Annotated in this window: 26 protein-coding genes, 1 tRNA gene and 1 pseudogene; 16 read left to right on the top strand and 12 right to left on the bottom strand. The window is 52.5% G+C overall.

All coding sequences use genetic code 11. The features are described from left to right. The first annotated feature begins 36 nt into the window (after positions 1 to 36). The 4 genes and pseudogenes from AC6I8P_RS00435 (at position 37) to AC6I8P_RS00420 (ending at position 4233) form a co-directional block, all read left to right on the top strand. Positions 37 to 131 (top strand) — tRNA-Sec (locus AC6I8P_RS00435). A gap of 174 nt (positions 132 to 305) precedes the next feature. Beyond that, positions 306 to 813 (top strand): annotated as a pseudogene (locus tag AC6I8P_RS00430) (tyrosine-type recombinase/integrase); the annotation flags it as partial. 883 nt (positions 814 to 1696) lie between these two features. Next, positions 1697 to 3391, top strand: coding sequence for an ORC-CDC6 family AAA ATPase (locus AC6I8P_RS00425; RefSeq protein ID WP_498027502.1), 1695 nt, complete (start codon positions 1697 to 1699; stop codon positions 3389 to 3391). Further along, entirely contained in the window at positions 3391 to 4233 is an 843-nt protein-coding gene (locus AC6I8P_RS00420; RefSeq protein ID WP_498027501.1) for a hypothetical protein, read from the top strand. The genes AC6I8P_RS00425 and AC6I8P_RS00420 overlap by 1 nt, the downstream gene beginning before the upstream one ends. Positions 4234 to 4598: 365 nt before the next feature. Here the strand turns inward: AC6I8P_RS00420 and AC6I8P_RS00415 are convergent, their stop codons facing one another. Continuing rightward, positions 4599 to 5081 (bottom strand): Hcp family type VI secretion system effector, encoded by a 483-nt coding sequence (locus tag AC6I8P_RS00415; RefSeq protein ID WP_150059700.1) that lies wholly within the window; start codon positions 5079 to 5081, stop codon positions 4599 to 4601. An 82-nt stretch (positions 5082 to 5163) separates the two neighbouring features. On the opposite strand from AC6I8P_RS00415, the gene AC6I8P_RS00410 reads away from it, so the two are divergent. Continuing rightward, positions 5164 to 5982 carry a DUF4225 domain-containing protein gene (locus AC6I8P_RS00410; protein WP_150059699.1) on the top strand — a complete coding sequence of 273 codons (819 nt, stop codon included), beginning with the start codon at positions 5164 to 5166 and terminating at the stop codon, positions 5980 to 5982. Here the strand turns inward: AC6I8P_RS00410 and AC6I8P_RS00405 are convergent. Continuing rightward, positions 5979 to 6305: a hypothetical protein gene (locus AC6I8P_RS00405; RefSeq protein WP_136546269.1), complete on the bottom strand. Its 327-nt coding sequence runs from the start codon at positions 6303 to 6305 to the stop codon at positions 5979 to 5981. The genes AC6I8P_RS00410 and AC6I8P_RS00405 overlap by 4 nt on opposite strands. A 653-nt stretch (positions 6306 to 6958) precedes the next feature. On the opposite strand from AC6I8P_RS00405, the gene AC6I8P_RS00400 reads away from it, so the two are divergent. Beyond that, a complete protein-coding gene (locus AC6I8P_RS00400) occupies positions 6959 to 7807 on the top strand; it encodes an AraC family transcriptional regulator (protein ID WP_498027500.1) in 849 nt (282 codons plus the stop codon). Here the strand turns inward: AC6I8P_RS00400 and AC6I8P_RS00395 are convergent. Beyond that, positions 7764 to 8162, bottom strand: coding sequence for a helix-turn-helix domain-containing protein (locus tag AC6I8P_RS00395; protein ID WP_058775597.1), 399 nt, complete (start codon positions 8160 to 8162; stop codon positions 7764 to 7766). The genes AC6I8P_RS00400 and AC6I8P_RS00395 overlap by 44 nt on opposite strands. Before the next feature lie 233 nt (positions 8163 to 8395). Here AC6I8P_RS00395 and AC6I8P_RS00390 point away from each other — a divergent pair, with 233 nt between their 5' ends. Beyond that, entirely contained in the window at positions 8396 to 8773 is a 378-nt protein-coding gene (locus AC6I8P_RS00390; RefSeq protein WP_021506874.1) for a hypothetical protein, read from the top strand. Between the two features lie 12 nt (positions 8774 to 8785). Here the strand turns inward: AC6I8P_RS00390 and AC6I8P_RS00385 are convergent, their stop codons facing one another. Beyond that, positions 8786 to 9250: an RrF2 family transcriptional regulator gene (locus tag AC6I8P_RS00385; protein ID WP_498027499.1), complete on the bottom strand. Its 465-nt coding sequence runs from the start codon at positions 9248 to 9250 to the stop codon at positions 8786 to 8788. Positions 9251 to 9648: 398 nt separating this feature from the next. Here AC6I8P_RS00385 and AC6I8P_RS00380 point away from each other — a divergent pair, with 398 nt between their 5' ends. Next, positions 9649 to 10281, top strand: coding sequence for a response regulator (locus tag AC6I8P_RS00380; RefSeq protein ID WP_058781884.1), 633 nt, complete (start codon positions 9649 to 9651; stop codon positions 10279 to 10281). Between the two features lie 222 nt (positions 10282 to 10503). Here AC6I8P_RS00380 and AC6I8P_RS00375 read toward each other — a convergent pair whose 3' ends face one another. Then, on the bottom strand, positions 10504 to 11247 hold the full coding sequence (locus tag AC6I8P_RS00375; protein WP_369597188.1) for an alpha/beta hydrolase: 744 nt from the start codon (positions 11245 to 11247) through the stop codon (positions 10504 to 10506). A gap of 490 nt (positions 11248 to 11737) precedes the next feature. Between AC6I8P_RS00375 and AC6I8P_RS00370 the strand changes: the two genes are divergently transcribed. Then, positions 11738 to 12814 carry an EpsG family protein gene (locus tag AC6I8P_RS00370; RefSeq protein ID WP_223815726.1) on the top strand — a complete coding sequence of 359 codons (1077 nt, stop codon included), beginning with the start codon at positions 11738 to 11740 and terminating at the stop codon, positions 12812 to 12814. Between the two features lie 26 nt (positions 12815 to 12840). Here the strand turns inward: AC6I8P_RS00370 and AC6I8P_RS00365 are convergent, their stop codons facing one another. Continuing rightward, complete coding sequence (locus AC6I8P_RS00365) at positions 12841 to 13170, bottom strand: hypothetical protein (protein ID WP_498027748.1); 330 nt, start codon at positions 13168 to 13170, stop codon at positions 12841 to 12843. Here AC6I8P_RS00365 and AC6I8P_RS00360 point away from each other — a divergent pair. Further along, on the top strand, positions 13060 to 14097 hold the full coding sequence (locus AC6I8P_RS00360; protein WP_058758174.1) for an acyltransferase family protein: 1038 nt from the start codon (positions 13060 to 13062) through the stop codon (positions 14095 to 14097). The genes AC6I8P_RS00365 and AC6I8P_RS00360 overlap by 111 nt on opposite strands. A gap of 48 nt (positions 14098 to 14145) precedes the next feature. Here AC6I8P_RS00360 and AC6I8P_RS00355 read toward each other — a convergent pair whose 3' ends face one another. The 6 genes from AC6I8P_RS00355 to AC6I8P_RS00330 form a co-directional block, all read right to left on the bottom strand. Beyond that, positions 14146 to 15138, bottom strand: coding sequence for a LacI family DNA-binding transcriptional regulator (locus tag AC6I8P_RS00355; protein ID WP_058775602.1), 993 nt, complete (start codon positions 15136 to 15138; stop codon positions 14146 to 14148). A gap of 79 nt (positions 15139 to 15217) precedes the next feature. Continuing rightward, entirely contained in the window at positions 15218 to 16348 is a 1131-nt protein-coding gene (locus AC6I8P_RS00350) for an ROK family protein (protein ID WP_021506882.1), read from the bottom strand. A 99-nt stretch (positions 16349 to 16447) separates the two neighbouring features. Further along, positions 16448 to 17188, bottom strand: coding sequence for a replicative helicase loader DnaC (gene dnaC, locus AC6I8P_RS00345; RefSeq protein WP_021506883.1), 741 nt, complete (start codon positions 17186 to 17188; stop codon positions 16448 to 16450). Next, positions 17188 to 17724, bottom strand: a complete 537-nt coding sequence (gene dnaT, locus AC6I8P_RS00340; RefSeq protein WP_021506884.1) for a primosomal protein DnaT — start codon at positions 17722 to 17724, stop codon at positions 17188 to 17190. Before dnaT ends, dnaC begins: the two co-directional genes overlap by 1 nt. 101 nt (positions 17725 to 17825) lie before the next feature. Beyond that, positions 17826 to 18503, bottom strand: coding sequence for a hypothetical protein (locus AC6I8P_RS00335; RefSeq protein ID WP_498027498.1), 678 nt, complete (start codon positions 18501 to 18503; stop codon positions 17826 to 17828). Positions 18504 to 18581: 78 nt separating this feature from the next. Next, positions 18582 to 19271: an autotransporter gene (locus AC6I8P_RS00330; RefSeq protein WP_498027497.1), complete on the bottom strand. Its 690-nt coding sequence runs from the start codon at positions 19269 to 19271 to the stop codon at positions 18582 to 18584. A gap of 187 nt (positions 19272 to 19458) precedes the next feature. Between AC6I8P_RS00330 and AC6I8P_RS00325 the strand changes: the two genes are divergently transcribed. The 6 genes from AC6I8P_RS00325 to AC6I8P_RS00300 all read left to right on the top strand — a co-directional run bounded on the left by AC6I8P_RS00325 (position 19459) and on the right by AC6I8P_RS00300 (position 24903). Then, positions 19459 to 20019, top strand: a complete 561-nt coding sequence (locus AC6I8P_RS00325; RefSeq protein ID WP_058781878.1) for a DNA-3-methyladenine glycosylase I — start codon at positions 19459 to 19461, stop codon at positions 20017 to 20019. A gap of 109 nt (positions 20020 to 20128) precedes the next feature. Next, positions 20129 to 20791, top strand: a complete 663-nt coding sequence (locus AC6I8P_RS00320) for an OmpA family lipoprotein (RefSeq protein ID WP_498027496.1) — start codon at positions 20129 to 20131, stop codon at positions 20789 to 20791. A 157-nt stretch (positions 20792 to 20948) separates the two neighbouring features. Further along, on the top strand, positions 20949 to 21953 hold the full coding sequence (locus AC6I8P_RS00315) for a LacI family DNA-binding transcriptional regulator (protein ID WP_262264847.1): 1005 nt from the start codon (positions 20949 to 20951) through the stop codon (positions 21951 to 21953). Between the two features lie 58 nt (positions 21954 to 22011). Next, complete coding sequence (locus tag AC6I8P_RS00310) at positions 22012 to 23037, top strand: LacI family DNA-binding transcriptional regulator (protein WP_058770743.1); 1026 nt, start codon at positions 22012 to 22014, stop codon at positions 23035 to 23037. 158 nt (positions 23038 to 23195) lie between these two features. Continuing rightward, positions 23196 to 23945 (top strand): sugar phosphate isomerase/epimerase family protein, encoded by a 750-nt coding sequence (locus tag AC6I8P_RS00305; RefSeq protein ID WP_498027495.1) that lies wholly within the window; start codon positions 23196 to 23198, stop codon positions 23943 to 23945. A 10-nt stretch (positions 23946 to 23955) separates the two neighbouring features. Further along, a complete protein-coding gene (locus AC6I8P_RS00300) occupies positions 23956 to 24903 on the top strand; it encodes a sugar kinase (protein WP_058758183.1) in 948 nt (315 codons plus the stop codon). The last annotated feature ends 89 nt before the right edge of the window (positions 24904 to 24992 follow it).

Raw genomic sequence — 24992 nt, 5'->3', positions numbered from 1 at the left:
CCGCCAATTGCCGCTATACTGCGCGGCATCTTCAAAGGAAGATCGTCGTCTCCGGTGAGGCGGCCGGATTTCAAATCCGGTTGGGGCCGCCAGCGGTCCCGGGCAGGTTCGACTCCTGTGATCTTCCGCCACTCTTACTCCTTTCAATTCAAGCTACATCAATAAAAATCTTAAAATCTGCAAGTTAGGTTCAACTCGTACTCTCCTGATGTCACTCTAAATCTACTCAATTCAACTCCCATAACGGGGTATTTAAGGGGGGTTTAAAATTATCCCACAAAATTGATCCCCCTAGAGGGGATGGAATGCACTTAACTGACGTCAAGGTGCGCACTGCAAAGCCCCTCGATAAACCTTACAAGCTCGCTTATGGCGGTAGTCTGTACTTGCTGATAAATCCCAACGGTTCTCGCTATTGGCGAATGAAGTAACGCGTTTTAGGACGTGAAAGTTACTGTCTATCGGTGTTTATCCTGATGCCGCTTGCTATGGCACGTCAGAAACGAGATGAAGCCGGACACAGCTTTACAGCCGAAGATGATCCGGCGCGATTAAGAAGGTACAAAGGCAAGCTAGGAAAATCGCTACCGCAAAAACTTTCGAGGCAATTGCGCGAGAATGGCACAAAGCTAAAGCTGACCGCTGGTCACTTCGTTATCGTGAGGAGATTCTAAGCACGTTCAAAGAGGATATCTTTACCTTTATAGACATGAAATTGATTGCTGACATCGAGCCGCTGGAACTGCTGAAACACTTAAAAGAATGGAAAAGCATGGTTCATTAGAAAAGATACGTAAAGTGCGCCAACGCTGCTGCGGATTATCAAGCTCAAGCTTATGGCGCTAAAACTCAGTGATCTGTGAGAATACTCGTCACTAACGCACGAAAAACCAGAGGTGATATTGAGTCGCCTAACAGGTGAAACGCTGACAAAAGCGGCTGCTGGCGTGCGATTTGATATGGAGGGTGAGCCAGTGTTAGCACAAATAGGACTTCATCGCCTTGCGCTGACCGGCGTTGATATGGGTCTCTATAACAGCCCGGTAGTCGTTCATAAGCTACGACATGAGCTGAAAGAAAAGTGCGCGCAGAAGGAGAATAAACAATGATGCGCTGCCCGTTCTGCCGCCATTCGTCGCACGTTAAAAGCAGCTACTATCTGTCTAAACAGGTGAAGTAAGCTTATCATCAATGCACGAATCTGGTGTGTTCCAACACGTTCAAAACTAATAAGAACATCGTGAAGATGATCACCTGCCTACCCGAGCCAGAACAGATTACCGCCCCGCCGCAACTAACTCCGCAACGGCAACCGCAGACGCTGGGGCGCACGGCTCTGCCTTCCGACATTGATAACAAATACTCTGCAATCCCTGCCAATTGGCGGGGATTTTTTTGTCTCAACTCTAAAGATTTTCTGGACATTGGCGAGTATAAAGAGGAATGCATACATAGGGTGCATGGATTTGCATGCAGATTTCGCTCGGTAGCAGCATACTTAGAAGCCCATATGGCACGGCCTAAATGCCATCATGCACCTGCATGAAAAGCTATGCATAAAGCGGACAGGCGTGGTGGGGATAGCATTGCGCGCAGGCTAAAACTAGATTTTGGTGCGGTAATGAAGAAAATTATGATTAAATAGATGCAGCAATCTTTCACAAGTAACTTAAACAGATCTCAATGGTAACTCTTTATGCAAGAACTTGATCTTTTTACTGAGCAGGCTGAGTATATAGAAAAGGATGCTTTCGAAAAGTGGACAACTACTCATATTGACGAAGAACTTTACATAAAAAAATTAAGTCAAGGTGGGGCTAAGTTAATTGTTGGCCCAAGGGGCTGTGGCAAAACAACTTTGATGCTTAAAACATATTACAGTTGTTTAAAGACTAAAGCGACCCTTGGAATTTACGTTAACTTTAAATCATCACTTAAGCTTGAACCGCTCTATAAAAAAGAATCGAGTGCTCAATTCTGGTTCAATCAATGGATGTTATTAAAAGTTATTGAAGGCTTACATGAGACTTTAGATAGTATAAATAAGAGGAGAGGATGGAAAGGCAAGTTTTCACAAAAGTTAGTTTCTCGATCCTTAAATTTACTTGAAATGGGTAGAATAGACTTATTCAAAAGTGAAAGTATAATTACTATTGAAGATATCGTAACTGAAATCGAATTTTCTCTTGAGCAGACTAAAAGAAAAAGATGCGTTATCTTATTAGATGACGCCGCTCATGCATTTTCTAATCAACAACAGCAAGATTTTTTTGAATTCTTTAGGCAAATAAGAAGAAAAAATATTTCGCCGAAAGCTGCAGTTTACCCTGGTGTAACTAACTATTCACCTTCATTTCATATTGGGCATGATGCAGAAGAAATTGATGTATGGATGCGTCCTAATAGCGATGGCTATATTGACTTCATGCACTCAATACTTAAAGCAAGGTTTAGCCAAAAGATTTATGAGAAACTAACCAGTGATTTAAGTTTATTAAATCTTGTATGCTACTCATCATATGGTTCCCCGCGTCTTCTCTTAAATATGATATCACGTTTGTGTAAAGATACTGGAGATGGTGAGGAAGATATCAAGATAACTGATTTTAATAGCCAAAAAGTAATTAGATCTATAAAGGATTCATTTAGAAACACCTACAATGTATATGAATCGCTTCGTGTGAAACTCCCTATGTATTCAAAATTTATAGATGTGGGGGATAAGGTTTTTGAAAAAATGTTATCCATACTAAAAGACTTCAATAGAAATCATCGAGGATCACCTCAAAAACAATCCTCTATAATTGCTATCCGTCGGCATATACCGTCTGAACTTGAAAAAGTTTTTGGTTTTTTCCAGTACGCAGGTCTTATTTCCCCTATGAATCCAAATAATAGAGGCGAGAAAGGAATATACGAATACTTTGAAATTCATAGCGCTGCGATTATTGATAGAAATGTATTTTTCAGCAGAACATCAATAAATAAAGAAGATTACTGCCAAGCCTTCAGTAATAAAACAACGCGTCAAACACCTCAACATTCTGTTGAAGCATTAGTAGGTGGGGATGATATTCCCAAAATGTTTCATCTATCACTCCCCCCTTGCACTGTTTGTAAAACTCCACGAGTTTCTGAAAATGCTAAGTTTTGCTCGCACTGTGGTGCATTTTTAACAGAAGCCTCAGTATTTGAGGGAATAGTACAACAGGATATTGAGGTATTACCTATCACGAAGGAACGAGCAGCTACGATTAAGAAACACAGCAAAATAAGAACAATAAAAGATATATTGATGGACTATGACAACAGTGAGTTGCAAAGCGTAACAATGATTGGCCCTTTCTGGTGTAAGAAGATAAAATCCTATGCTGAAGAGGTAATTGTATAATGTCTTTAGTTAGATGGAAAAAGAGCGTTAATGGCTCTGCTGGCACCATAACACCGACACTGATACAAAATTGTATTGTTCATAAAGCTCGTAATGGAGAAGCACCAATTGACACTTTTTATAGTGAAACACGAGCTATCCAGGGTAAGTTTCTTCCCCGCGAATATGATGACTGTGAGTGGTTAGGCTCCTTTTTAAGTCTAGGAATTTTCTCATCTACAGAAAACTACTTTAGAGAAATGTTTTCAGAAATATTATTCTTATGCCCATCATCTCAAAAGTCAGCAGCCGAATCACAAATAAATCTAGGATCTCTTTTATGGCATCCAACCACTGACTATCCTCGCGGAGCTTTTGAAAACTTCTCATTCGCTGATGCTAACGTGATAAAAAATACAGCTAAAAAATATATTAAAGTTGATTTTAACACCCCCGAGCTGAACACTGTATTTGAAAACTTTGACAACATTTGCGAATTAAGACATGGCATTGTGCACTCTAGCAGGATAATAGCTGGGAAAAATGCAATAAAATTAGGGATTAACAGTTCAGTTAATAAGAGCTGCATCGTAATAAACTTTGACGAACTTCAAGAAATATTAGCGATATGTAATAGTTTAGTTAGCTCGGTAAATACTTACCTATTTGAACAATTATGCTATAGGTGGGCTATTGAGTGGAGACGCCTACCTTCTTGGAGATCAGAGCATCAACATGAAAAGTTCAAAAAGATATGGAATTTACTACATTCAAATGTTGATGAAACTCAAGGCAGAATACCTGAAAATATGAGCATGATAAAATGTCGAAATCTTGTTAAAAAGACATATGGGCTGACATAATAAAATAGAATATTATTTACATAAATTGATAAGAGTCTGGGTACATATCAGTACCTAGGCATGCTTCCTTAAATAAGCTAGGTTAGGAAATTAAAGCACTGATTCACACAATATTATTTTTTTGGAATATTTTTGGAGGTATATTTTTACACCCAACCCCAGAAGCCCTTACAAAATAATGGACTTTAACAAATTGACACTCATGTTATCTTCCGCCAATTTGCTTTTTCTGAATTCCACCGCTTCAGGTGATCATTTTTACAACCTGTAATTAGCGCTAACTCTAATCTTTCGTTAACGCTAATGAACGCATCTGACAGAACTACCTTAAATATTTACAGGGTGCCTTTCAGATACGTACTCATTCAAGCTTCCTTATTACTTTTAATATCCCATCCCGACTGCGACTCAGCACCTTTACCGCCAGAGGAAGACTGTTCCCAATACTGAATCTTAACTTTTGAAGCCTGAAACTGATAAGATAAGGCTAAAAGCTCTGAATGGTTTGCTCCATTGAAGAGAACGTTGGTAATAAGGACATCTTCCAATGTTATCCTGCAATATTCAGTTTGGCTGCCCCCTGCCTTACAGGCGGAAAGTTCCACCTTACTAATATGGTTGCCGTTCGAGACATACTTCATCACTGCTGGTGTGGCTTTGTCGATATGAGTCTGAACTGTTAGGTCCCGGTACTGCACTTTTCCTGCACCACCACCGCCACCCACACTCATGTTGCCTGGCTGACTGGCACCCCAGGTAAAAGAATCAACATTAATCCATCCCTTATGATTCGAGTCTTGAGATTCGCCTGTGATGCCTTCAATTTTGAGAAAAATATCAATGCTCATTTGTCTTCCTTTTCGACTCCAGTTATTTTAGGATCTGATTAGCCCTGTTAATTGAAAGCTATGTTTACACAAAGGTATCGTTATGGACAACTACTGGAATAAGAACAGATTTTCAGATTACTTCCTCACAATGGGTAATCTTCAGGCAAATCAACTAGTAAGCTTAGCTAACAATCTTTCTCTCATTCATCTGAAAGATGGAATGCTTAGGATGCGATTTCATGATGAAGTACGGGACTTCATTAATCTTCAACTTAATACCATCCGTTCTGCTACCAGCGATGAACAATGTCAGGAGTGCATTCAGAATCTTAAGAAAGAGTCTCATAACCTTTCAATTCAGGACAGAATGCTCAGAACCGGCCAGGCGACGATATCCTCATCAGTAAAGTTCTACCATGATAATGAAAAGGTCATCGGTTATGTTATTGACGGTATAAGCGTTGTCCTAAGTGGCTTACAAATTGTGGCAGGGGCGGGTGTATTAGTCGGGTCTGCAGCAACAGGCAATGTGCTAGGCGTAATCGCCGGTTCAACACTCATTATGAATGGTGTAGGTTCAGGTATTGAAGGAATTGGAAAGCTGAGAGGTGTACCTAACCCTTCAAATCCGGTCAGAGACGCATATGAGGATATAGCTGAGTTTTTTGGATTTGACCAAAGGCTGGGATTACTTGCATATCAGGTAGTTGATTTAACCACCTCTTATTATGGTATTTTCAAACTTACATTAAAGCCGGAAGCCTGGAGATTATACAAATATCTTCCTGCTGATTATTATCGCAAAGTTCAGACTATGAGCAAGCCCGCCCTTGCTATAAAAGGTGCAGGAGCGGCGATCAAAGGGACTGGAATAGGTTTGAATCTTTATCAAATGCAAAACAACCCTGCAAATAATTAACTATTATCGTTCTTCTTAATAAACCTATAGGCTTTCCAGGATAATCTCAATGGAGTAACGAAATAGATAATCAAAAAAGCGAAGCCAAGGACAATCACATAAGAGAGGAAATCTGATTTATCGGCATTAAGGGCACCATATAATCCTATGAGGATCAATATAGATACTCCGATAACACCTCCCCAAAAACGTTTGCTTAAATCAATAACCAGAGTTTTAAGGGTATCAGATTGGGACTCATCCTTTTTTACGATACTCCTGAGCTTGCCGATATCTTTAGTAGTGAAACCATTATCAAACAGCTTTTTCTCATATTCGTTCATATAAATCATCCCGATTAGACATCCTGTTCCGAATCAAATATATCACAATCCAATGATGAAAAGCCACATGAAATCCAGGTATGCCACGCCAGTTTGATTGAAATATGAATACAAAGTGGCATGGCTCCAATACCCATCTCAATTTATAAAATAAAAAATACATCAATCCACTCTTCGTCATATAAATCAATGAATTAATAAGTTTTGATATTAACAACCAAGCCTGAGGATTTAAAGTAGCTTCTGGCTTATACGCTCTCACTCAGACTCGTTAGATATGAATCATTAGAAAACTTGCACGAAACTCAAGTTTGATGTGCTGCCTGCAAATCCGGTATCAATTAAGCATAAATGAAACCGGAATCACCACCCTCAAATTCATAAAGTCATCAGACCAAAAGGGCAACACTGTCTTTGCTCGGAACGCTCATAATTTTTCAGGTTTTTAGTTATTGCTGCGATCTGCTGCCAGATTCAGTAAACCGGCTTGTGCTGAATGACTTGATCGGTAGTATGAATGTGAGAGCTGCCCGGTTCTTGTATCAGGTTCAACTCTCCGGTCAAAACCAGTAGCTATGAATCTCTTAAATTCATAATTTAAAAACATCACCCTACATCGGTGATCTTCCGCCACTCACCACTCAGGCCCAGCCATGCTCATCCATCCATCCGACAATCTTCCGTTCTCTGGCGATCCGCGTAAGGAAGAACTGCGCCAGCGGCTGCTGCGGCCGGATGCGCCCAAAGTCATTGCCGTGTCACTGTCGAAGGAGCTGGATCGCGAGCGACGCACGCATCGTCATGCCGCCGGTCAGCTGTTTTGTCTGCGCCAGGGATTGATGACGGTGAACACCTCGTCGGGCATTTTTGCTAATCCGCCGCGGCTGGTTGGCTGGATTCCGCCGTGGTTTGACCATGCCCTTGTCGGGCCGGGGCGCGTGCTGGGCTGGACGGTACTGATTGACGAAGCGCTGGCTGCGCCGCTGCCGGATCGGCCGGTGCTGCTCTCCTGCCCGACCGTGCTGGAGCCGCTGGCAGAACGGCTGGCGGTGCTGGAGCCTGAACTGTGGAGCAGCGCGCGCTATACCCGACTGGGTCAGGTGTTTCTTGATGAACTGTACGAATCCACGCCGCAGGAACTCACCCTGCCGCTGCCGGATGAGCCGCGGCTGCGGCAGATTGCACGCCTGCTGATGGACGATCCGGCTGATACACGCACCGGGCCGGAGCTGGCGCAGTGGGCTGGTCTGAGCGCGCGCAGCCTGAGTCGCCACTGGTCCAGCGCGGTTGGCATGAGCCTGAGTAAATATCGTCAGGTGTCGCGCCTGCTGAAATCGCTGGAAGGGCTGGCGGCAGGCCACAGCGTGCAGCAGGTTGCCTGGCAGGTGGGCTTCGACAGCGTCAGCAGCTATATCAGCGCGTTTCGCGCCGCCTTCGGCTCAACGCCAGGCAAATACTTTACGACGCCAGCCGACTCTGCGAATGCAGCATCAGCAGGCTAGCCGGACCGTCAATCGGTGGCAGGCTGTGCCGGTATTTGCGGCGAAAAGCGCCCGGCGGCAGGTCAAACATGCGCCGAAAGGTGCGGCAGTAGGTTTGCTGTGAATCGAAGCCAAACTGCAGCGCAATCTGCATCAGCGACGTGTTACTGCTGAGCAGGGTGATGACGGAAGCCGTTAGCTTCCGTTCACGGATATAGGCTCCCAGCGCCACGCCAGTATAGCTGCGGAACAGCCGCTGCAAATGCCACTGCGAATAACCGGCCCGCCGCGCGACCGTCTCCAGCATGAGCTTTTGTTCAATATTCGCCTCTATCCACATCATCAGCTGATGCATAAAGGCTGCGTGAATATCCATCCTCTCCTCCTGATGCCGTGGTGCGACTCAATCTGCGACATTGTAAAAACAGGACGACTGGCTGTGTTTGCGCATAAAGCCAATAAATAGCGATAACTCGCCAATTTACATATCACTACTCTGGCGAGGAGAAGACGCTGTTGCGCCAGCGCACATCATGTAATATTGTAAGTTACATGACAGATAAGCCGCCGTTCTTTCCGCTGCGCCAATCGTCACAAAGGAGAAAATCTATGCATGCCTTTTTACTCTCTGACACGGGTGTGTGCCTGGCGATTGCGCTGGCCTCAGCCAGCATCGCGATGACCATGACGCAGACCGAACTGTTTGCCGGTTTGCGCGCCTGGACCGCACGCAAACACGCCTTGCTCGGTCATCTGTTTCACTGTTTCTATTGCCTGAGCCATTGGGTGGTGTTTGCCGCGATGCTGATTTACCACCCGACGCTGCTGAACAGCGGTTGGCCGCTGGTCGACTGGATCATGACAGCCTTCATCACGCTGACGCTGACCACGTTTGTCAGCGGTATGATGTTTAAAGTGTTTCAGGCCGCCGTCACCACGCATGTGATGAAGCATGACGCGCAGATCAAATTGCAGAAGCAGGATTAACGGCCGCGCCGGCTAGTCGCTGCAGCGCGGAAAGGTGTGCGGATCCAGCCCAAGGCTGGCCATTTTTTGCAGGTAGTCTTCGGCGATGTCCGCCACGGTAATCTGGCTAAAGCGCTGCAGCAGTAACGCTTCGGCTTCACCCAGCGCCTGGTCAAGCCGGGCGTCCACCGCATGTTCCACCAGGCAGGGCGAAGGATCGGCCGCCGGGCCAATACTGAACAGCGCCGGTGAGCCGATGGCCTGGTACACATCCAGCAGCGTGATATCGTGCAGGTCCGCACGCAGCTCCCAGCCGCCGCCGTGCCCCTTTTCCGACACCAGATATCCCTTTTCACGCAGCCCTGACATCATGCGACGCACCACCACCGGATTGGTGCCGAGCATTTTTGCCATGGCATCGGAAGTAGCGCGTTTAACGTGACGATCAAGATGAATGAGCGCGTGCAGCGAGCGGGACAGGCGGTTATCGCGTGGCATGGACGTTTCCTCTGAAATTCCCGCTACTGTAGCAAACCACGCTGGCGGCAACAATTTATCCCGGCTGAGCGTGGATGACGCCCTGACCAGACATTCGTGTTAATCATGCTGCCAATAGGAAAAGGCAAACCGCCACAGTAAAAGAAATTACGGTGAAAAGGCGATTGGGCATCGGTTAATTAATTAAATAACTGAGTGACAGAAAGGGAAAATTTATTTCCCAGAAGGAAAGACAACGCCCCAGAGCGGAATAAACCCTTCCCTTTTAAAATTAAATTTATCTTGTAGGACATGGACTACAAATAATTACTTTATTGTTCTTGATCATACGCAATATATAAAATTAAACGAGCGGCTAAAGTTTGACCTGTCATTCACTCATCAGGAAAAGGTTAACTATGGCTCAGGTCGTTGTGGTTGATGACCATCCGATCGCGCGGATGGCCGTTCGTTATTTGCTGGAACAAAATGGACATACGGTGCTGGCCGAAAGCGCCGATGGCCGGGAAGCGGTAACGCTGATTCAGCAGCAGCAGCCGGATATCGTCATCATTGATATCGACCTGCCGTCGCTGGACGGAATTGAAGTGGTTAAGTCATTGCGCGAGCAGAGTTTTCCAGGAAAAATCATTGTTATCTCCGGAAAAAATGAAAACGTGTATGCCGTGCAGAGCCTGCGCAGCGGTGCCAATGGCTTTGTCAGTAAAAAAACCGATATGCCAGAGATCGTCAGTGCTATTCAGGTGACACAACGTGGTTACGGTTATTTCCCGCTGGGCGGTTTTATGCAGCAAATGGAGCAGGATAGCACGCTGGCGGAGAAAAAAATGATTGAATCATTGTCACCACAGGAGTTTCAGGTTTTCCATCACATTATTAAGGGCCTGAATAATATGCGCATCGCGGCGCGGATGGGCGTCAGTAATAAAACCGTCAGCACTTATAAAAGCCGGTTAATGGATAAACTGCACTGCAAAACCATGAGTGATTTATTTGCTTTCGTGCACCGCAATCAAATGGAAGCCTCATAAATCGTCCGCAAAGAGTTATTGAGACACAGCCGTTTGATGTAGCGCTCACCCTCTCGCTCAGGCCGGTAACCATAACCGTGTGTTGATCGGTAAGTTGCCGTGCAGCAGTTATCATCAAATCCTTGCCAGGCTAACCGACGGTGAGCTGGCAGATACCGTATAACTGCCCAGGGAGGAATTCCGTTTCCTCTGCGGCATCTACGTTACCGCGGCGCATCCCGCTTACCGCTTCACCAGGCTGCTTTGCCAGGCGTGGAACAGGGTGAGCCAGTTTTGCACCGGCAGATGTTGCTTCTGGCCGGTGCCAAAGCCGTGACCGCCCTGCTGGAACAGATGCAGTTCCACATTGACCTTGTTCTGCCGCAGTGCGCTGAACATGCCCAGCGCGTTTTGCGGTGAGGCGGTGCCATCATTCAGCGCCTGCACCAGAAAAGTCGGCGGCGTGTGCGCGCTGACGCGATCTTCCTGCGAAAGCTGCGCCATTTGCTGCGCACTGAGATCTTTTCCGTACAGCGCCGCGCGCGTGCCCGGGTGGGTCACGCCCTGTTTCAGCGACAGCACCGGATAGATCAGCGCGCTGAAATCCGGGCGCGCCGACACCTTATCCTGCGCATCGACGGCCTGATAGTTAGCTTCATCGGGAGTGTTGCTCAGATTGGCGGCGAGAAAGGCGCCGGCGGAAAAGCCCATCACGCCAATGCGGTCAGGCGCCACCTGGTACTGCTGCGCATTGGCCCGAATCAGCCGCAGCGCTCGCTGGGTATCGGCAAAAGCCTGCTGGCGATACTGCGCTGAACCGTCGTGTGGCAGACGATAAATTAACACAAATGAAGCGTAGCCCTGCTTGCTGAGCACATTGGCCACGTCCAGCCCTTCAAGATCTTTCATAATATAAGAAAAACCCCCACCGGGAATGATTAGCACCGCCGCATGATTATTTTTTCCCGTTGCCGGAACATAAATCATTTGTGGCGCATCGACGTGGGTAACAGCCCGGTTATTAATGGCCGGGTTTTTACTAAAATTAATAAATTTATTATTTGCTGACACTTCATCTGGCCAGATCGGAATTTCCTTATTGGCAAACGCGGCCGGAAGATACAGTAAAAAAAACAGGCTAAATATCCGCAACCCTCTCATCGCACTGGCTCCAAATCCTTAATAAAAACAGTAACAAAAGTCAAACTGAGCGGATAAAATCGCTCAGTGACGCTCCGGCTCCCCGCGAGATAATGAAAAAAACATACTCATCGAAAAATGTCTGTGGAAACGGTAGCAAATAAATATGGCAAAACCTATTCAATATAATATCGGACCAGGAAAAATTAGACTTTTCTCATGTTTACGTTAACAAGGCCGTATGTTATAAGTGAATTTTAAACTATAAGAATCTGTGACCATGGGAATTTACTGGATCATAAGTCTTAGCCTGACTTTCGTCGCTATTGTCGAAATCATGTTAAGTAAAAATGAAAACACAGCGCAAATCAGGACGTGGCTTTATTTTGTTGCCGTTGTAGTACTTTTTACTTTTGGCGGTATTCGTGGCCTGGGAACCGGCCTTGATGACTTCCAGTATCGCGACTTCTATGCCCAGTTTATCGATAAAATTATTATCGAAGGTTTCTGGCGCGCGGTCGTGGAATTCCGTTATGAACCAGCCATTTACGCCATAGCCGGTGCGACACGCATCTTTACCGCTAATCCGGACATTTTCATCTTTGTCTTCGCGGTCATCGCTGTTGGTGTCAACGCGCACTACTTCCGTAAGCTGACACCGCTGCCGCTGGTGGCCCTCGCCGTCTACTCTGCGCACCTGTTTATCAACAAAGACATGAACCAGATTCGCTTCGGTTTATGTTCGGCGTTTTTAATGGGCTTCGTCTGGCACATGTCGCGGCGCAGCAAGTCTGGCATGATCACCACCTTCATCCTGTCGTTTATCAGCCACGCCACCGCGATTGTCGCGCTGCTGATTCCGCTGGCGATGATTGTGCGTAAAAACAAATATATCCCAATTGCCATCGTGGTCGCCAGCCTGCCGCTGGCGTTTCTCGGCAGTTCAGCGCTGATCGCCGCGCTCTCCAGCCACCTCGGTGCGCTGGGCGACAGGGCCATGGGCTATGCCGATGCCGATTCTCGCCAGGAACAGGGTATTCTGACCCTGTCGAACCTGAAGAATATCGGCTTCGTCTTTATCTTCAGCTACATGTTGCTGAGCGATAAAATTAAAAATTTCGACCCGGAAAAGTTTAATACCTATTACATTCTGGTGATCACTTTTGCCATCGGCAGTGGCCTGAGGATGGCGCTACAGGATTACGCTTCTGGTGGTCGTCTGGCGAACTATTTGCTGCAGGTTGAGCCGGTGCTTATTTCGCTGTGTATCTGGGAAACCAGAAAGCTGAAGAAGGTACTTGCCGTGGCTGTCACCATTCTGATGGTGCTGTACTATCTCTACTACAACACCGTATCGAGCAAGCAGTCGATTGTCGGCTATGAGGTGTCACGCACTTTCCAGCTGTTCCGTTAGGTCCAGAAATAACGCTAGCCAACTGGTTAGCGTTTTTTCATTAATAAGCCCTTTCTCATCGTCATCCAGGGAAAATCCGAATATTTTACTGGTCCTGAACATTGCTTGCTTTTTATGTGGATTAAAATTCTAATAGATTGCATCTGCTCACGCAGAACACCTGTGATAAGAATATTCCGAAGCAACCATGCAAAGTCTTTCATGGCTTTTCCTGGCACGTCGTCACTCAATGAAAGAATGCTGACATGAACGAAAAAAACAATTTTGACATCGTACGACTTTCCCTCGCCTTTATCGTAATGCTGGTGCATTCCGCTGAGGTGACGAGAAACGCCGATATCCGTTTTCTGGCGCATTTTCTCAATAGTGATTTTGCCGTCAAAGGATTTTTCGCAATAAGTGGTTTTCTTATTGCAAAAAGTTACTTAAGAAGTAAATCGCTGACGTCCTATTTTATTAAGCGCGCACAACGTATATTGCCGGCTTATATTTTCACCATCATCATGTGTTTTGTGATTGGCATGTGTCTTACTACCCTGCCGCTGATGGATTTCCTGAAAAATAAAGAAACCCTTAAATATCTGGTCGCCAACTTCTCGTTTCTTAACTTTATTCAGCCGTCGCTGCCGGGCGTGTTTACCAACAACCCCAATCAGCCGCTGGATGGTTCCCTGTGGACCATCAAAGCCGAGCTGACGCTCTACGTGCTGCTGCCCTTTATCGTGCCGTTGCTGAAACGAAGCCCGCTGAAAGTGTGGAGCGTGATTTTTATTATCTCCTGCGCCTGGTACTTCTACTTCACCGCGCTGTACAGCGGGCCGAAAGCCGATACGCTGGCCAAGCAGTTTATTGCGCTGTCGTCCTACTTCTTCTTTGGCAGCCTGCTGGCGGTGCATCAGCCAACCTTTGACCGTCTGAAAGAGATCACTATTGTGTCGCTGGTGGTGTTCCTGCTGTTCAAGAGCACGGATTATGCGTTTATCGTTGAGCCGGTGGCGTTTTCGGCGGTAGTGATTCTGTTCTGCACCAGCCTGTGTAAAGAGATTAAAATCAGCCAGTACGGCGATCTCTCTTACGGCATGTACCTCTATCACTGGCCGATTATTCAGGTGCTGCAGCATTTCGGTGTGTTCGATGCCAACGCGTTTGCTGGACTGGGGCTGACAATTGTAATGACGCTGGCGCTGGCTTACACCTCGTGGAATTTGCTGGAGAGCCGTTTCCTGAAGCGCACCCATCACGCTCAGCCGTCGATTGTGCCGCCCACCGCTGCACGCGACTAAGCGTTAATTATGCAGGCGCACGTCGCGCCTGCACCAAAGCGCCACCGCTCAAATGGTGGCGCCCATCGACAGCTGATAATGCAAATCCACCTGTTCAATGGTGGGCTGCTGGTTAATCTTCTTCAGCACAATTTCCGTTGCCACTTTGCCCATCTCGAAGCGCGGTGTAATCACACTGGCCAGCCGCGGCGTTGTCGCCTGACCAATCTCCAGTCCGTGGAATCCGGCAATCGCCAGCGCCTGCGGCACTGCAATGCCTGCCGCCTGACACTCCTGCAGCACGCCGACCGCCAGATCATCGTTGGTACAGAGAATGGCATCCATCTGCGGATAGAGCTGGCGCGCCAGCGTCATCATGCCAGTGCCAATCGACACCGAAGAGACTTTGTTCGGTACGATGCGTCCGGCCGGCAATCCGGCCGCCGCCACGGCATCGCAATAGCCGGCGTAGCGCTGCTGGTCACGGCGATCGGACATCGAGCCAAAATAAATCACCCGCTGTTTACCGCTGGCCAGCAGCATCGCGGTCATGTCGTAGCCGGCGCGGTAATTATCAAAGCCGACGTTAATGCGCCCGCGCGTCTCGCTCAGTCCCATTACTTCGGCGACCGGAATGGTGGCCGCGTTAAGATACTTTTCCGCGCGCACGGTGTGCACCGACTCGGTCAGGATCAATCCCTGCACGTTAAAAGCCAGTACCGTGGCAATCTGCTCCTCTTCGCGCTGCGGATTGTAGTCGTAGTTGACCACCAGCGTCTGATAGCCGTGGGCGCTGGTGACCGATTCGATACCGGCCAGCAGATCGGCAAAGATTTGATTATTGAATGAGGGGATGAGTACGCCGATGCGCGGCGGTGGGTGCCGCGACGCCGCGGTGTTTTCCTGTTCGGCGACGTAGCCGATTTCGGCCATGACGCTGGCGATTTTCGCCGCCGTTTCCGCCCTGACCTTTTCCGGCGTGCGCAGATAGCGGCTCACCGTCATCTTGGTGACCCCTGCGAGAGTCGCAATATCGTCCAGAGTGATGCGCTGCGTTTTCATTGCGCGGTCCGCAAAGAGAGCCTGTCAATCAACGTATTATGCCCGCTGGCGAGTCAAAAAAGAAACGCTGCTCCGCCGGTCATACCGCTCGTTCGTAGTGCTCAATCACCGCCAGCGCCAGACCGTTGGCCGGATCGATGCGCTGCGGCAGAAAGTGCAGCGCGGTATGGGCAAAGGTAAACGCCAGCGTGCCGGCCTGTGCCGCCTGCTGTACCGCCTGCACAAACGCCGGTTGCGCATTCCACGGGCCGTCAATGATGATGCTGGCCGGATTGACCAGCTGCATCACCTGGCTCAGCGCATGGCCGAGATAGCGGCCGGTCTGCGCCATCAGCTCATACACGATCTCTGGCTCGCTGTCGCCGGACTGCCAGCGTAAGCCGGGCTTACGCCGGGCCAGCTGCTGCTGGATCGCCGGCAGGCTGACCAGCGTCTCCAGACAACCCTGTCGCCCGCAGCTGCAGCGCGCGCCGTTGGGCTGCACGCTCAGATGGCCAATCTCACCGGCGGTCCAGCTGCTGCCGCTGAACACCTCGCCGCGCTCCACCAGCGCGCCGCCCACGCCGTCGGCGATGCGCAGATAGAAGTGGCTTTGCGCTTTATTGAGCTCCAGCTGCTGCACCGCCAGCAGCGCGGCCGCTTTGACGTTATTCATGATGCGCAGCGGCAGCTCAACGCCACGCCGCAGCGGCGTCAGCACATCGACATCCTGCCAGCCGAGCGGCGCAGAAAAGTGCACCCGCCCGCGCTGAGAATCAATGATGCCGGGAAAACCGATGGCGACGCCCAGCAGCGCCGGATGCGCCGCGCGCAGCGTCTGACACACTTCCGTCAGCTCGTGCAGCAGCCCGTCGGCATCGGCCGTTTCGGTGCGCCAGGTTTGCTCGGCCACCACGCGCGAAAAGTAGTCGCACACGCGCCAGTGAATTGCCTGGCGCTCCACCATGATGCCCGCGCTTTTCAGCTGACCCGCGCGCAGTTCGATCTCAATTTTGGGCCGGCCGGCCGCCGCCACGCTGACCGGGCCAAGCTCGTGAATCAGCCCCTGCGCCAGCAGGTCATCGATAATCAGGGAAACGGTGTTTTTGCTCAGGTCGAGCGCCAGCGCCAGATCCTGGCGGGAAGTGATGCGGGTGGTACGCAGCTGCGTCATCACCCGTTTGAGGTTGTTCAGTCGAAGTACCGCTGGTCCTTTCCCGGCTGCTTTCATCGCACCCTCACCTGACAAAGAGTAATAGGTGTAAGTTTAGCAGCCCGCACCGGCGGTTAATCGCCGGTAAAACCGGGTTTTTAGCGCTTCTGCCGCGTATCAGTACTCGTCGCCGCGCACGCGGCTGCGGTAACTTTCCCAGTCAAAACGCACCCACAGGCTATTACCGAGGCGCATGCGATCCATCACCCGTTCGCCAAGCAGCGTATTCATGCCGGCCGGATCGAGGTTGGAGAGCATGCCGGTCGGCCGCTTTGACGACGAACGGCGATCAACAATCTGATTGATGATCACTTTCTCGTAGCGCGATTCGCTCTGCATGCCGATCTCATCGATCACCAGCAGATCGACATGGCTGAGATCCTGCAGCAGCCGCTCTTCGGTCAGGTCGCTGCCGCCGCTGAAGGTGCCTTTCATGCTCGACATCAGATCGGCCACCGTGACAATCAGCACGCTTTTACCGCGCAGAATCAGATCGTTACCAATCGCCGCCGCCAGATGGTTTTTACCGGTACCGGGACGGCCGGAGAAGACAAAGCTGGCGATGCTGTTCTCGAACCCGGCGGCGTATTCACGCGCCAGACTGAGCGCCTTGCGCTGGCCGTCATTTTCGACGCGGTAGTTGTCGAACGAGCAGTTCATGTGCAACTCACGGATGCCGGAGCGGCCCATGATGCGCTGCATCTTCATGGCGCGGTTTTCGCGCACAATCGCTTCTGAGCGCAGCCGGCCCTGCTCCTGATTCCACGCCAGCAGCTCGGCGCCGTTTTTAAACTTTGGCTGCACATCCGCGGGCATAATTTTTTTCAGGCGACTGAAAAGATCGTTCGGCGTTTTCATTACTCACCTCGGAATCCATCGGGAATATCATAATCAGTATTGCTGATCTGAGTGATATCGCGCTTTGGCTGACCGCCGTTGGCGGCGCGGTTCATCTGCACGCTGCGCGCCAGTTTCTGCTGCCACTGTACATGGTGAAACAGCCGGCCTTCCGCCTGCCAGTAGGCGACGAAAGCCGCCAGCTCTGCGGCGGTCACCGGCTCGCTCAGCGCCACGCCCCAGATCGCCGCCTGGCGCTGGAAGTCGCTGTCCGGCTGCCAGCCCGGATACATGGCGAACTTGCCCACCGGCACGGCGATTGGCGCGGCGTCGCTGTGAAACAGGCTGTCGTCCAGCGTGACATCATTCGGCTGCTGCGCCGCTGCTTCCAGCGCCAGCAGGTGCGCGAGGCGCTGCGGCGTGATCGCGTAAAACGCCGGAACATTGTTGTGCAGCACCGCCAGCGTGCCGTTATCGGCCTGCTGCAGCGTGGTGAGGGGATCGTGGCAAAAGCCGTCCAGCCCCACCAGCGTTGAAGATAAGATTTTGACTGACATGAAGAAACCTGACGTTGACTCACCCGGTGCACCGGCGACCCGGTGCTAAGCGGTCAGTGTACCTGTTTTAGCACCGGGGATCGCCATAAAACCGCGCGGATTTAGCGCGAGGCGAAGTGCGCTTCAGCCGCCTCAATGCTGACCACGCGACGGCTGGCGCGGGCCGTTGCCAGCGCCGGGCGGGTTTGCCACAGATAGCGTAGCGATGCCACCAGACACAGGCTGTAGCCAAACAGCTCGCTGCCCTCTTCCGCCATGTTCTTCACCACGCGGTTATAGCCATCCAGCATCAGTTGCTGCCACAGCTCATGCATGCCAAACAGCCGCGAGAACACCAGCACCGCCAGCAGCCCGGCGGCCATCATTTGCCAGCTGCGATGCTGCAGCAGTGCCGCCAGGCCCGGCAGGATTTGCCGCGGCTGACGCAGCGCCATCGCCAGCGAGGCCGCGGTCGTTGCCAGCGCAAACCACAGCCATGCGCCGTGTTGCACCACGTCGAACAGAAAATCCATTTCACGAATCAGCATGCAGCTGAAGAAGCCACCGACCAGAATCAGCGCGCTGCGCTGCTGCGGTCGCTGCCAGGCGGCGAAGAAGAACAGTGCGGCAATGGCCGCCAGCATCAGCTCCTGTGTCGCTTCGGTGAAAGAGGTTTCGTGCAGTGCATCGTTCATCCAGTTGACGTCGATGTAGACCATCGCCATACAAAAGACCAGCACCAATCCACTGATGATAAAGGCCGCCAGTTCGCGGCTAATAAGAATAATGTTTTCGCGCATTGTGATACCAAATCAGAAAATAATTAGCGCGCTTATTATATTTCCGCTGGCTGGCACCACTTCTCATTTCATGCCGCTTCAGAAGCTGGCGCTGACGCCGAGGTTGTAAATGAACTGTTCGCCACTGCTGACCGCACCGGTCTGGGCGAAGGAGGCGAACGCCGCCATGTTCTGGCCGAGCGGCAGACGGGCACCGACGCTGACATCCATCCAGTTCGTTTCCCGGTTCATCTCTTCCGGCCGATCGCGTGGCGCGGCCGTGCCGTCAAAGCTGAGCTGATGGCTGTAACTCACCTGTGCCCACGGCGATATCCAGCCAAAACTGGAATCCACGCGCCAGCCCAGTGAAGCGATGTGTTCGGCGTTGTTACGATCGACCGGCGCGCAGGCGGCGCAGCTCAGGGTGGAATCATCGACGGCAAACTGCGCCACCGGACCGGTGCGCAGGCGGTCATTCATCGGCAGGTTCCAGCCTGCCGAGTAGCGGTTCACCAGCGGCGAGTTGCCGACGCTGGCCGTTTCGCTGTGCAGCGCCATGCCGCCGCCGGGCGGATTGAGCGCGGCATCAAGCAGATCGCTGTCGCGGTTTTCTGTCAACATCAAATGATTACTGGAAATTTTTTCGGCAAGTATCGCATTGTAATCCGGCGCGCTGCTCTCGCTGGCCTGATCCCAGGCGTGCGCCGGCAGGGCCGCCACCAGTAGCCACCCACCGCTAAAGGCCAGCGCAAAGAGACACTGGCCGGTCCGCTGACTGTTCTGCCACATGAAAGACTCCTGACGAGCCGGAAGGGATCGGGTTGGCCTTGAAATTGATGATGATCCTGAAGCGTTCACCCGGTTGCAGCGCGAACGTCCATGACGTTATTATCGGCACCCATTGATTAACTATTAATCGATTCTTTCAAACGTCAAGCGACTGACCGCTTTTTCCTCATGCTTAGGGAGTGATGCAATGCAGCGATGTGGCTGGGTAACACAGGATGCGCTTTATCTGGCGTACCACGACACGGAATGGGGCGTGCCGCAGACCGATAAGCGCGCCTTATTTGAGATGCTGTGTCTGGAGGGGCAACAGGCTGGCCTGTCATGGATCACCGTGCTGAAAAAGCGCGAGAACTACCGCCAGGCGTTTCATGATTTTGATCCGCAGGCGGTGGCGCTGATGGATGAGGCCGATCTGCTGCGCCTGCTGCAGAACAGCGGTTTGATCCGCCATCGCGGCAAGCTGGAAGCCATCATCAATAATGCCAAAGCGCTGCTGGCACTGGAGGCCACCGGCGAAGACTTTTCCCGCTTTATCTGGTCATTTGTCGATAACCAGCCGATTTTGCACCGTTATGCGGATTATAAACTGGCGCCCACCACCTCCGAACCGGCCATTGCGCTGTCTAAAGCGCTTAAGAAGCGTGGTTTTAAATTCGTCGGGCCTACAACCTGCCACTCTTTTTTACAGGCCTGCGGGCTGATAAACGATCATCAAACCAGCTGTTTCTGCCATCCCGATAATCTTTAAGGCAAAAGTTTACAAATTAAGACTGCGCCTCACGAATTTCCCCATCATTGAGCGGCATAATAGTGCCGTTTTGGGGCATTTTCCCCGTTTCCGTATGAGGGACTTTTTCATGAAAAAGCGTGTACTGGCGCTGGCCTTGTTAATGAGCGGCAGCGTGGCGCTGTCGGGTTGTACCACCAATCCTTATACCGGCGAATCGCAGGCCGGGAAATCGGGCATCGGCGCGGGTCTGGGCGCGGTGCTGGGCGCTGGCGTGGGCGTGCTCTCTTCGTCGAAGAAAGATCGCGGTAAAGGTGCGCTGATTGGCGCAGCGTCCGGTGCGGCACTGGGCGGCGGCGTCGGCTATTACATGGATGTGCAGGAAGCCAAACTGCGCGACAAGATGCGCGGCACCGGCGTCAGCGTAACGCGTCAGGGCGATAACATCGTGCTGAACATGCCGAACAACGTGACCTTTGACTCGAGCAGCGCCAACCTGAAACCGGCCGGCGCAAATACGCTGACCGGTGTGGCGATGGTGCTGAAAGAGTATCCGAAAACCGCCGTCAACGTGGTCGGCTTTACCGACAGCACCGGCACGCGCGCGCTGAACATGCGCCTGTCGCAGCAGCGAGCAGAAAGCGTTGCCAGCGCGCTGATCGTGCAGGGCGTGGCGAAGAACCGCCTGCGTACCCAGGGTATGGGCCCGGATAACCCGGTCGCCAGCAACAGCACCGAAGCCGGTAAAGCACAAAACCGTCGCGTCGAAATTACCCTGAGTCCGCTGGGCTAAGGCACAGGCCGGTCTGCCGCTGCAGGCCGGCTTTTGACGCGTTTTTACGCGCTTATTGACGCGCAAAGCAGCAGATAACGCGTAAACGTCGCAGCACGATAGAGCCAGCGATGACTTTATGCTAGCGTGATCAAAATTTGATCAGTGGAAAGCCATCATGTCACTCAAAGCTATCGCCTCCGCCCTTGGCCTCTCTGTGACCACCGTGAGCCGCGCGCTGAATGGGTTTGATGATGTCGCCGCTGCTACCCGCAAACGCATCGAAGAGGAAGCCGACCGGCGCGGTTATCGCCCGAATGCCGCCGCGCGTCGCCTGAAGACCGGCCGTGCCAATGCGGTCGGGCTGGTGTTTCCGGTCAGCAATGCCTCACTCAACGACAGCTACTACAGTGAAATGCTGCTGACGCTCGATCAGCGTCTCGCCCTGCACGAGATCGATCTGCTGTTGCTCCCCGACAAACCGCAGGATCAGCAGCGCAATTTGCTGCGCATGCTGCGCAGCGGCATGCTGGACGCGCTGATTGTCACCCATACCACGCCGCAGGATGTGCGATTGCAGCGCCTGCAGCAGAAGGGTTTTCGCTTTCTTACGCTGGGGCGCAGTCAGCTGCCGCAGCCTTACGCCTGGTTTGATTATGATAACCATGCCGGAACGCTACTGGCGGCGCAGCACTGCCAGCAGCAGGGCTATACGCGCATCGCTTATCTCGGTGGTAACGAGCCCAGCACCTACATTCTTGACCGCCGGCAGGGGTTTATCGACGCGCTGCCCGCCACGCCATGCGCGCAGCAGGCTGGCTGGATGGCCGCGCTGCCGCCCTCGCGCCGAGCGGGCTATCAGCAAACCCGTGCCTGGCTGGCGCACGTTATCCAGCCTGACGCCATCATCACCGACTGCAGCCCGCTCGGCGAAGGCGCAGCGATTGCCCTGCAGCAGGCCGGGCGTCTGAGCGGCGCGCAGGCAATTCCCCTGTACGTGTACGATGGTCTGCCGCACGACTCGATTATCACGCAACCGGTCAACGCGATTCTGCAATCATCACAGCAGCGGATTGGCGAACGCGTCGCCGAAATGGTGCTGCTGCTGCTGGAAGGCGCGCCGCCCGCGCAGTTACAGACGCTGTGGCAGCCAATGCTGCGCCTCACTTCTGACGCACAGTGATTGCGCGGGTGCCGCGCTGTGATAGTCTTCGCCTGATGCAATTAATCAGGTGTATGTGATGAAAACCAGGCCGCCACGAGCCACAATCAGTGACGTTGCCCGCACGGCAAAAACCGGTAAAACCAGCGTTTCCCGCTATCTGAATGGCGAAGTACATCTGCTTTCGCCGGATCTGAAAGCCCGTATCGAACAGGCGATTGCCGACCTCAACTACCGCCCCAGCCAGATGGCGCGCGGACTCAAACGCGGCCGCACCCGGCTGATAGGCCTGATCATTGCCGATATCACCAATCCCTACTCGGTGGATGTGCTGAGCGGCATTGAAGCCGCCTGCCGCGCGCGCGGCTTCACGCTGCTGATGTGTAACACCAACAACGAAGTGGATCTCGAACAGCACTACCTGCAGCTGCTCAGCAGCTATCAGGTGGAAGGCATCGTGGTCAACGCGGTTGGGATGCACGAAGAGGTGCTCAACCGTCTGCAGCAGTCGATGCTGCCGATGGTGCTGATTGACCGCAAAATTCCCGACTTCGCCTGCGACGTGGTCGGGCTCAACAACCCGGAGGCCGCCCGCATCGCCACCCGGCATCTGCTGGATAATGGCTACGAAGCGCTGCTGTTTCTCAGTGAGCCGCTCGGCAGCGTCAACACCCGCCGCGAACGTCTCGCCGCCTTCTTTGACACCATCAGCAGCGCGCCACAGGTGGTGGCAGAGAATGCCGAAGTGGTGTTGCATCAGCCGGCGCAGCTGGAACAGGTGCTGCAGGCGTTTCATCAGCGCCATCCGGGCAAACGCTGCGCGGTGATGGCGGCCAACGGTGCGCTGACGCTACAGGTGGCGCGGGCGTTACAGCGCCTGACGCTGCGCTGGGGCGAGAGCATTGGCCTGCTGGGCTTCGACGAACTGGAGTGGGCGGCGCTGGCTGGCGTCGGTATCACCACGCTGAAGCAGCCCACCTGGCAGATCGGCTATGCCGCGCTGGAGCAGGTGATCGCGCGTATCGAAGGCAGCGAACAGCCGATTCGCGAGCAGGTTTTCTCCGGCGAACTGATTGTGCGCGGCTCCAGCCAGCCGCTGCGCTAATCCCGCTTTTCACGGCTCACTTCGTGAGCAGGATCATAATTCCGCACTCTGCTACTTTCCTTTGGAACCGGTTCCATTAAGCTTTTTACAGCACATTAACGTGCTGTCCGACGCATAACGGTGCGGCGGGCAGCACAGCGAGACAGGCTGGAGGAAAGATGTCGAAAGCGGAAATTATTGTGGTCACGGCCGCCTACGGCGCGCGCAAGGTGGCAGAACTGGGCGGCCAGGCAGCGCTGCTGCCGCTGATTAAAGCGGCCGGTGCCGATGGCGTCGAGATCCGCCGCGAGCTGTTCAGCGACGACGAATTGTGCCAGCTGCATACGCTCGGCGACGCGCTGCGTCTGCATCAGCTCAGCGTCAGCTATTCAGTGCCGGAAGCGCTGTGGCAGGCGGATGGTGCGCTCAATCCGCGTCTGGCGCAGTTTCTGCAGGAAGCTGAGCTGCTGGGCGCTCAGCGCCTCAAGCTGGCATTGGGTCACTATGTCTCGCTGGCCGATCGCCAGCTGGTTGAGGTGCTGGCCGGCTCGCGCGTCACGCTGGTCATCGAAAACGATCAGACGCCGGACAGTAAGCTGACGCCGATGCTGCACTTCTTCCATCACGCCTGCGATGCCGCGCTGCCGCTGGATATGACTTTCGACATGGGCAACTGGCGCTGGACCGGCGAAGACGCCCTGCAGGCAGCGGCGCAGCTCAGTCGCTACGTGAGCTACATTCATGTTAAGGCGGCGGTGCCGCACGGTGACAGCTTCCGCGCCATTGCGCTGGATGACGCCGACGACAGCTGGCGCACGCTGTTGCAGGCGCTGCCGGCCGATGCACCGCGCGGTATTGAGTTCCCATTAGCCGGCGCAGATTTACTGGCGGTGACCCGCCACTACGTCGATCTGCTGCGCGCGGTGTAAGGAGTTGAGCATGACACACACCTCTCAGCTGGATGTCGTCACCATTGGTGAAGCGATGGCGATGTTTATCGCCGGGCAAACCGGCGATCTCGCCGCAGCCGATCAGTTCACGAAGCGCATTGCCGGTGCCGAACTTAATGTGGCGATTGGTCTGGCGCGCCTCGGTTTGCAGGTTGGCTGGGTCAGCCGCGTCGGCGACGACAGCTTCGGCCGTTTTACCCTGCAGCAGCTGGCGAAAGAGCACGTTGACCACCGCTGCGTGACCATTGATAACCGCTATCGCACCGGTTTTCAGCTTAAAGCGCGCGTGGACGACGGCTCCGATCCGGAAGTGGAGTATTTCCGTAAAGGCTCCGCCGCCAGCCACCTGTCACCGGATGATTTCGACGAAAGCTATTTCGGCAGCGCGCGCCATCTGCATCTGAGCGGCGTGGCCGCCGCGCTTTCCGATAGTTCGCTGGCGCTGGCTAAACATGCGGCGAAAGAGATGCGCGCCCGCGGCAAAACCATCTCCTTTGATCCTAATCTGCGTCCGGTGCTGTGGCGCAGTGAAGAAGAGATGCGTAAGCAGCTGAATTTGCTGGCAGAATACGCCGACTGGGTGCTGCCAGGTGAAAAAGAGGGGCTGATTCTGACCGGCTACCGTCAGCCTGAAGCGATCGCGGATTTCTACCTCGATAAAGGCGTGCGGGCGGTGGTGATCAAAACCGGCAGCGACGGTGCCTGGTATAAAACCGCCGCGGGCGAGCAGGGCCAGATTGCGCCGATCCACGTGGAGAATGTGGTGGATACCGTCGGCGCGGGCGATGGCTTTGCAGTCGGGCTGATCAGCGCGCTGCTGGAAGGGAAATCGCTGCCGCAGGCGATTCTGCGCGGTAACAAAATTGGTTCGCTGGCGATTCAGGTTGCCGGCGACAGCGAAGGTCTGCCGACGCGCGCAGCGCTAGGCGATTATTAAACAAACGCACGGACCCGTAGCGGCGCAATTTATTGCGCACATGCAGGACGCAACGTCAACAACGCGCGATGAATCGCGCCGCTACGATG

Source organism: gamma proteobacterium symbiont of Lampromicra miyakona (assembly GCF_059730895.1).
This window is presented reverse-complemented; position numbering and strand designations above follow the sequence as displayed.

Bases quoted from the DNA above. Each gene is read 5' to 3' on its own strand.
- AC6I8P_RS00425 (WP_498027502.1), top strand. From the start codon at position 1,697: ATGCAAGAACTTGATCTTTTTACTGAGCAGGCTGAGTATATAGAAAAG.
- AC6I8P_RS00325 (WP_058781878.1), top strand. From the start codon at position 19,459: ATGCAGCGATGTGGCTGGGTAACACAGGATGCGCTTTATCTGGCGTAC.
- AC6I8P_RS00350 (WP_021506882.1), bottom strand. From the start codon at position 16,348: ATGAAAGCAGCCGGGAAAGGACCAGCGGTACTTCGACTGAACAACCTC.
- AC6I8P_RS00415 (WP_150059700.1), bottom strand. From the start codon at position 5,081: ATGAGCATTGATATTTTTCTCAAAATTGAAGGCATCACAGGCGAATCT.
- dnaT (WP_021506884.1), bottom strand. From the start codon at position 17,724: ATGTCAGTCAAAATCTTATCTTCAACGCTGGTGGGGCTGGACGGCTTT.
- AC6I8P_RS00305 (WP_498027495.1), top strand. From the start codon at position 23,196: ATGTCGAAAGCGGAAATTATTGTGGTCACGGCCGCCTACGGCGCGCGC.
- AC6I8P_RS00410 (WP_150059699.1), top strand. From the start codon at position 5,164: ATGGACAACTACTGGAATAAGAACAGATTTTCAGATTACTTCCTCACA.
- AC6I8P_RS00375 (WP_369597188.1), bottom strand. From the start codon at position 11,247: ATGATTTATGTTCCGGCAACGGGAAAAAATAATCATGCGGCGGTGCTA.
- AC6I8P_RS00390 (WP_021506874.1), top strand. From the start codon at position 8,396: ATGCATGCCTTTTTACTCTCTGACACGGGTGTGTGCCTGGCGATTGCG.
- AC6I8P_RS00330 (WP_498027497.1), bottom strand. From the start codon at position 19,271: ATGTGGCAGAACAGTCAGCGGACCGGCCAGTGTCTCTTTGCGCTGGCC.
- AC6I8P_RS00385 (WP_498027499.1), bottom strand. From the start codon at position 9,250: ATGCCACGCGATAACCGCCTGTCCCGCTCGCTGCACGCGCTCATTCAT.
- AC6I8P_RS00400 (WP_498027500.1), top strand. From the start codon at position 6,959: ATGCTCATCCATCCATCCGACAATCTTCCGTTCTCTGGCGATCCGCGT.
- AC6I8P_RS00310 (WP_058770743.1), top strand. From the start codon at position 22,012: ATGAAAACCAGGCCGCCACGAGCCACAATCAGTGACGTTGCCCGCACG.
- AC6I8P_RS00355 (WP_058775602.1), bottom strand. From the start codon at position 15,138: ATGAAAACGCAGCGCATCACTCTGGACGATATTGCGACTCTCGCAGGG.
- AC6I8P_RS00335 (WP_498027498.1), bottom strand. From the start codon at position 18,503: ATGCGCGAAAACATTATTCTTATTAGCCGCGAACTGGCGGCCTTTATC.
- AC6I8P_RS00315 (WP_262264847.1), top strand. From the start codon at position 20,949: ATGTCACTCAAAGCTATCGCCTCCGCCCTTGGCCTCTCTGTGACCACC.
- AC6I8P_RS00320 (WP_498027496.1), top strand. From the start codon at position 20,129: ATGAAAAAGCGTGTACTGGCGCTGGCCTTGTTAATGAGCGGCAGCGTG.
- dnaC (WP_021506883.1), bottom strand. From the start codon at position 17,188: ATGAAAACGCCGAACGATCTTTTCAGTCGCCTGAAAAAAATTATGCCC.
- AC6I8P_RS00365 (WP_498027748.1), bottom strand. From the start codon at position 13,170: ATGCGCCAGAAAACGGATATCGGCGTTTCTCGTCACCTCAGCGGAATG.
- AC6I8P_RS00300 (WP_058758183.1), top strand. From the start codon at position 23,956: ATGACACACACCTCTCAGCTGGATGTCGTCACCATTGGTGAAGCGATG.
- AC6I8P_RS00380 (WP_058781884.1), top strand. From the start codon at position 9,649: ATGGCTCAGGTCGTTGTGGTTGATGACCATCCGATCGCGCGGATGGCC.
- AC6I8P_RS00360 (WP_058758174.1), top strand. From the start codon at position 13,060: ATGAACGAAAAAAACAATTTTGACATCGTACGACTTTCCCTCGCCTTT.
- AC6I8P_RS00370 (WP_223815726.1), top strand. From the start codon at position 11,738: ATGTTAAGTAAAAATGAAAACACAGCGCAAATCAGGACGTGGCTTTAT.
- AC6I8P_RS00405 (WP_136546269.1), bottom strand. From the start codon at position 6,305: ATGAACGAATATGAGAAAAAGCTGTTTGATAATGGTTTCACTACTAAA.
- AC6I8P_RS00420 (WP_498027501.1), top strand. From the start codon at position 3,391: ATGTCTTTAGTTAGATGGAAAAAGAGCGTTAATGGCTCTGCTGGCACC.
- AC6I8P_RS00395 (WP_058775597.1), bottom strand. From the start codon at position 8,162: ATGGATATTCACGCAGCCTTTATGCATCAGCTGATGATGTGGATAGAG.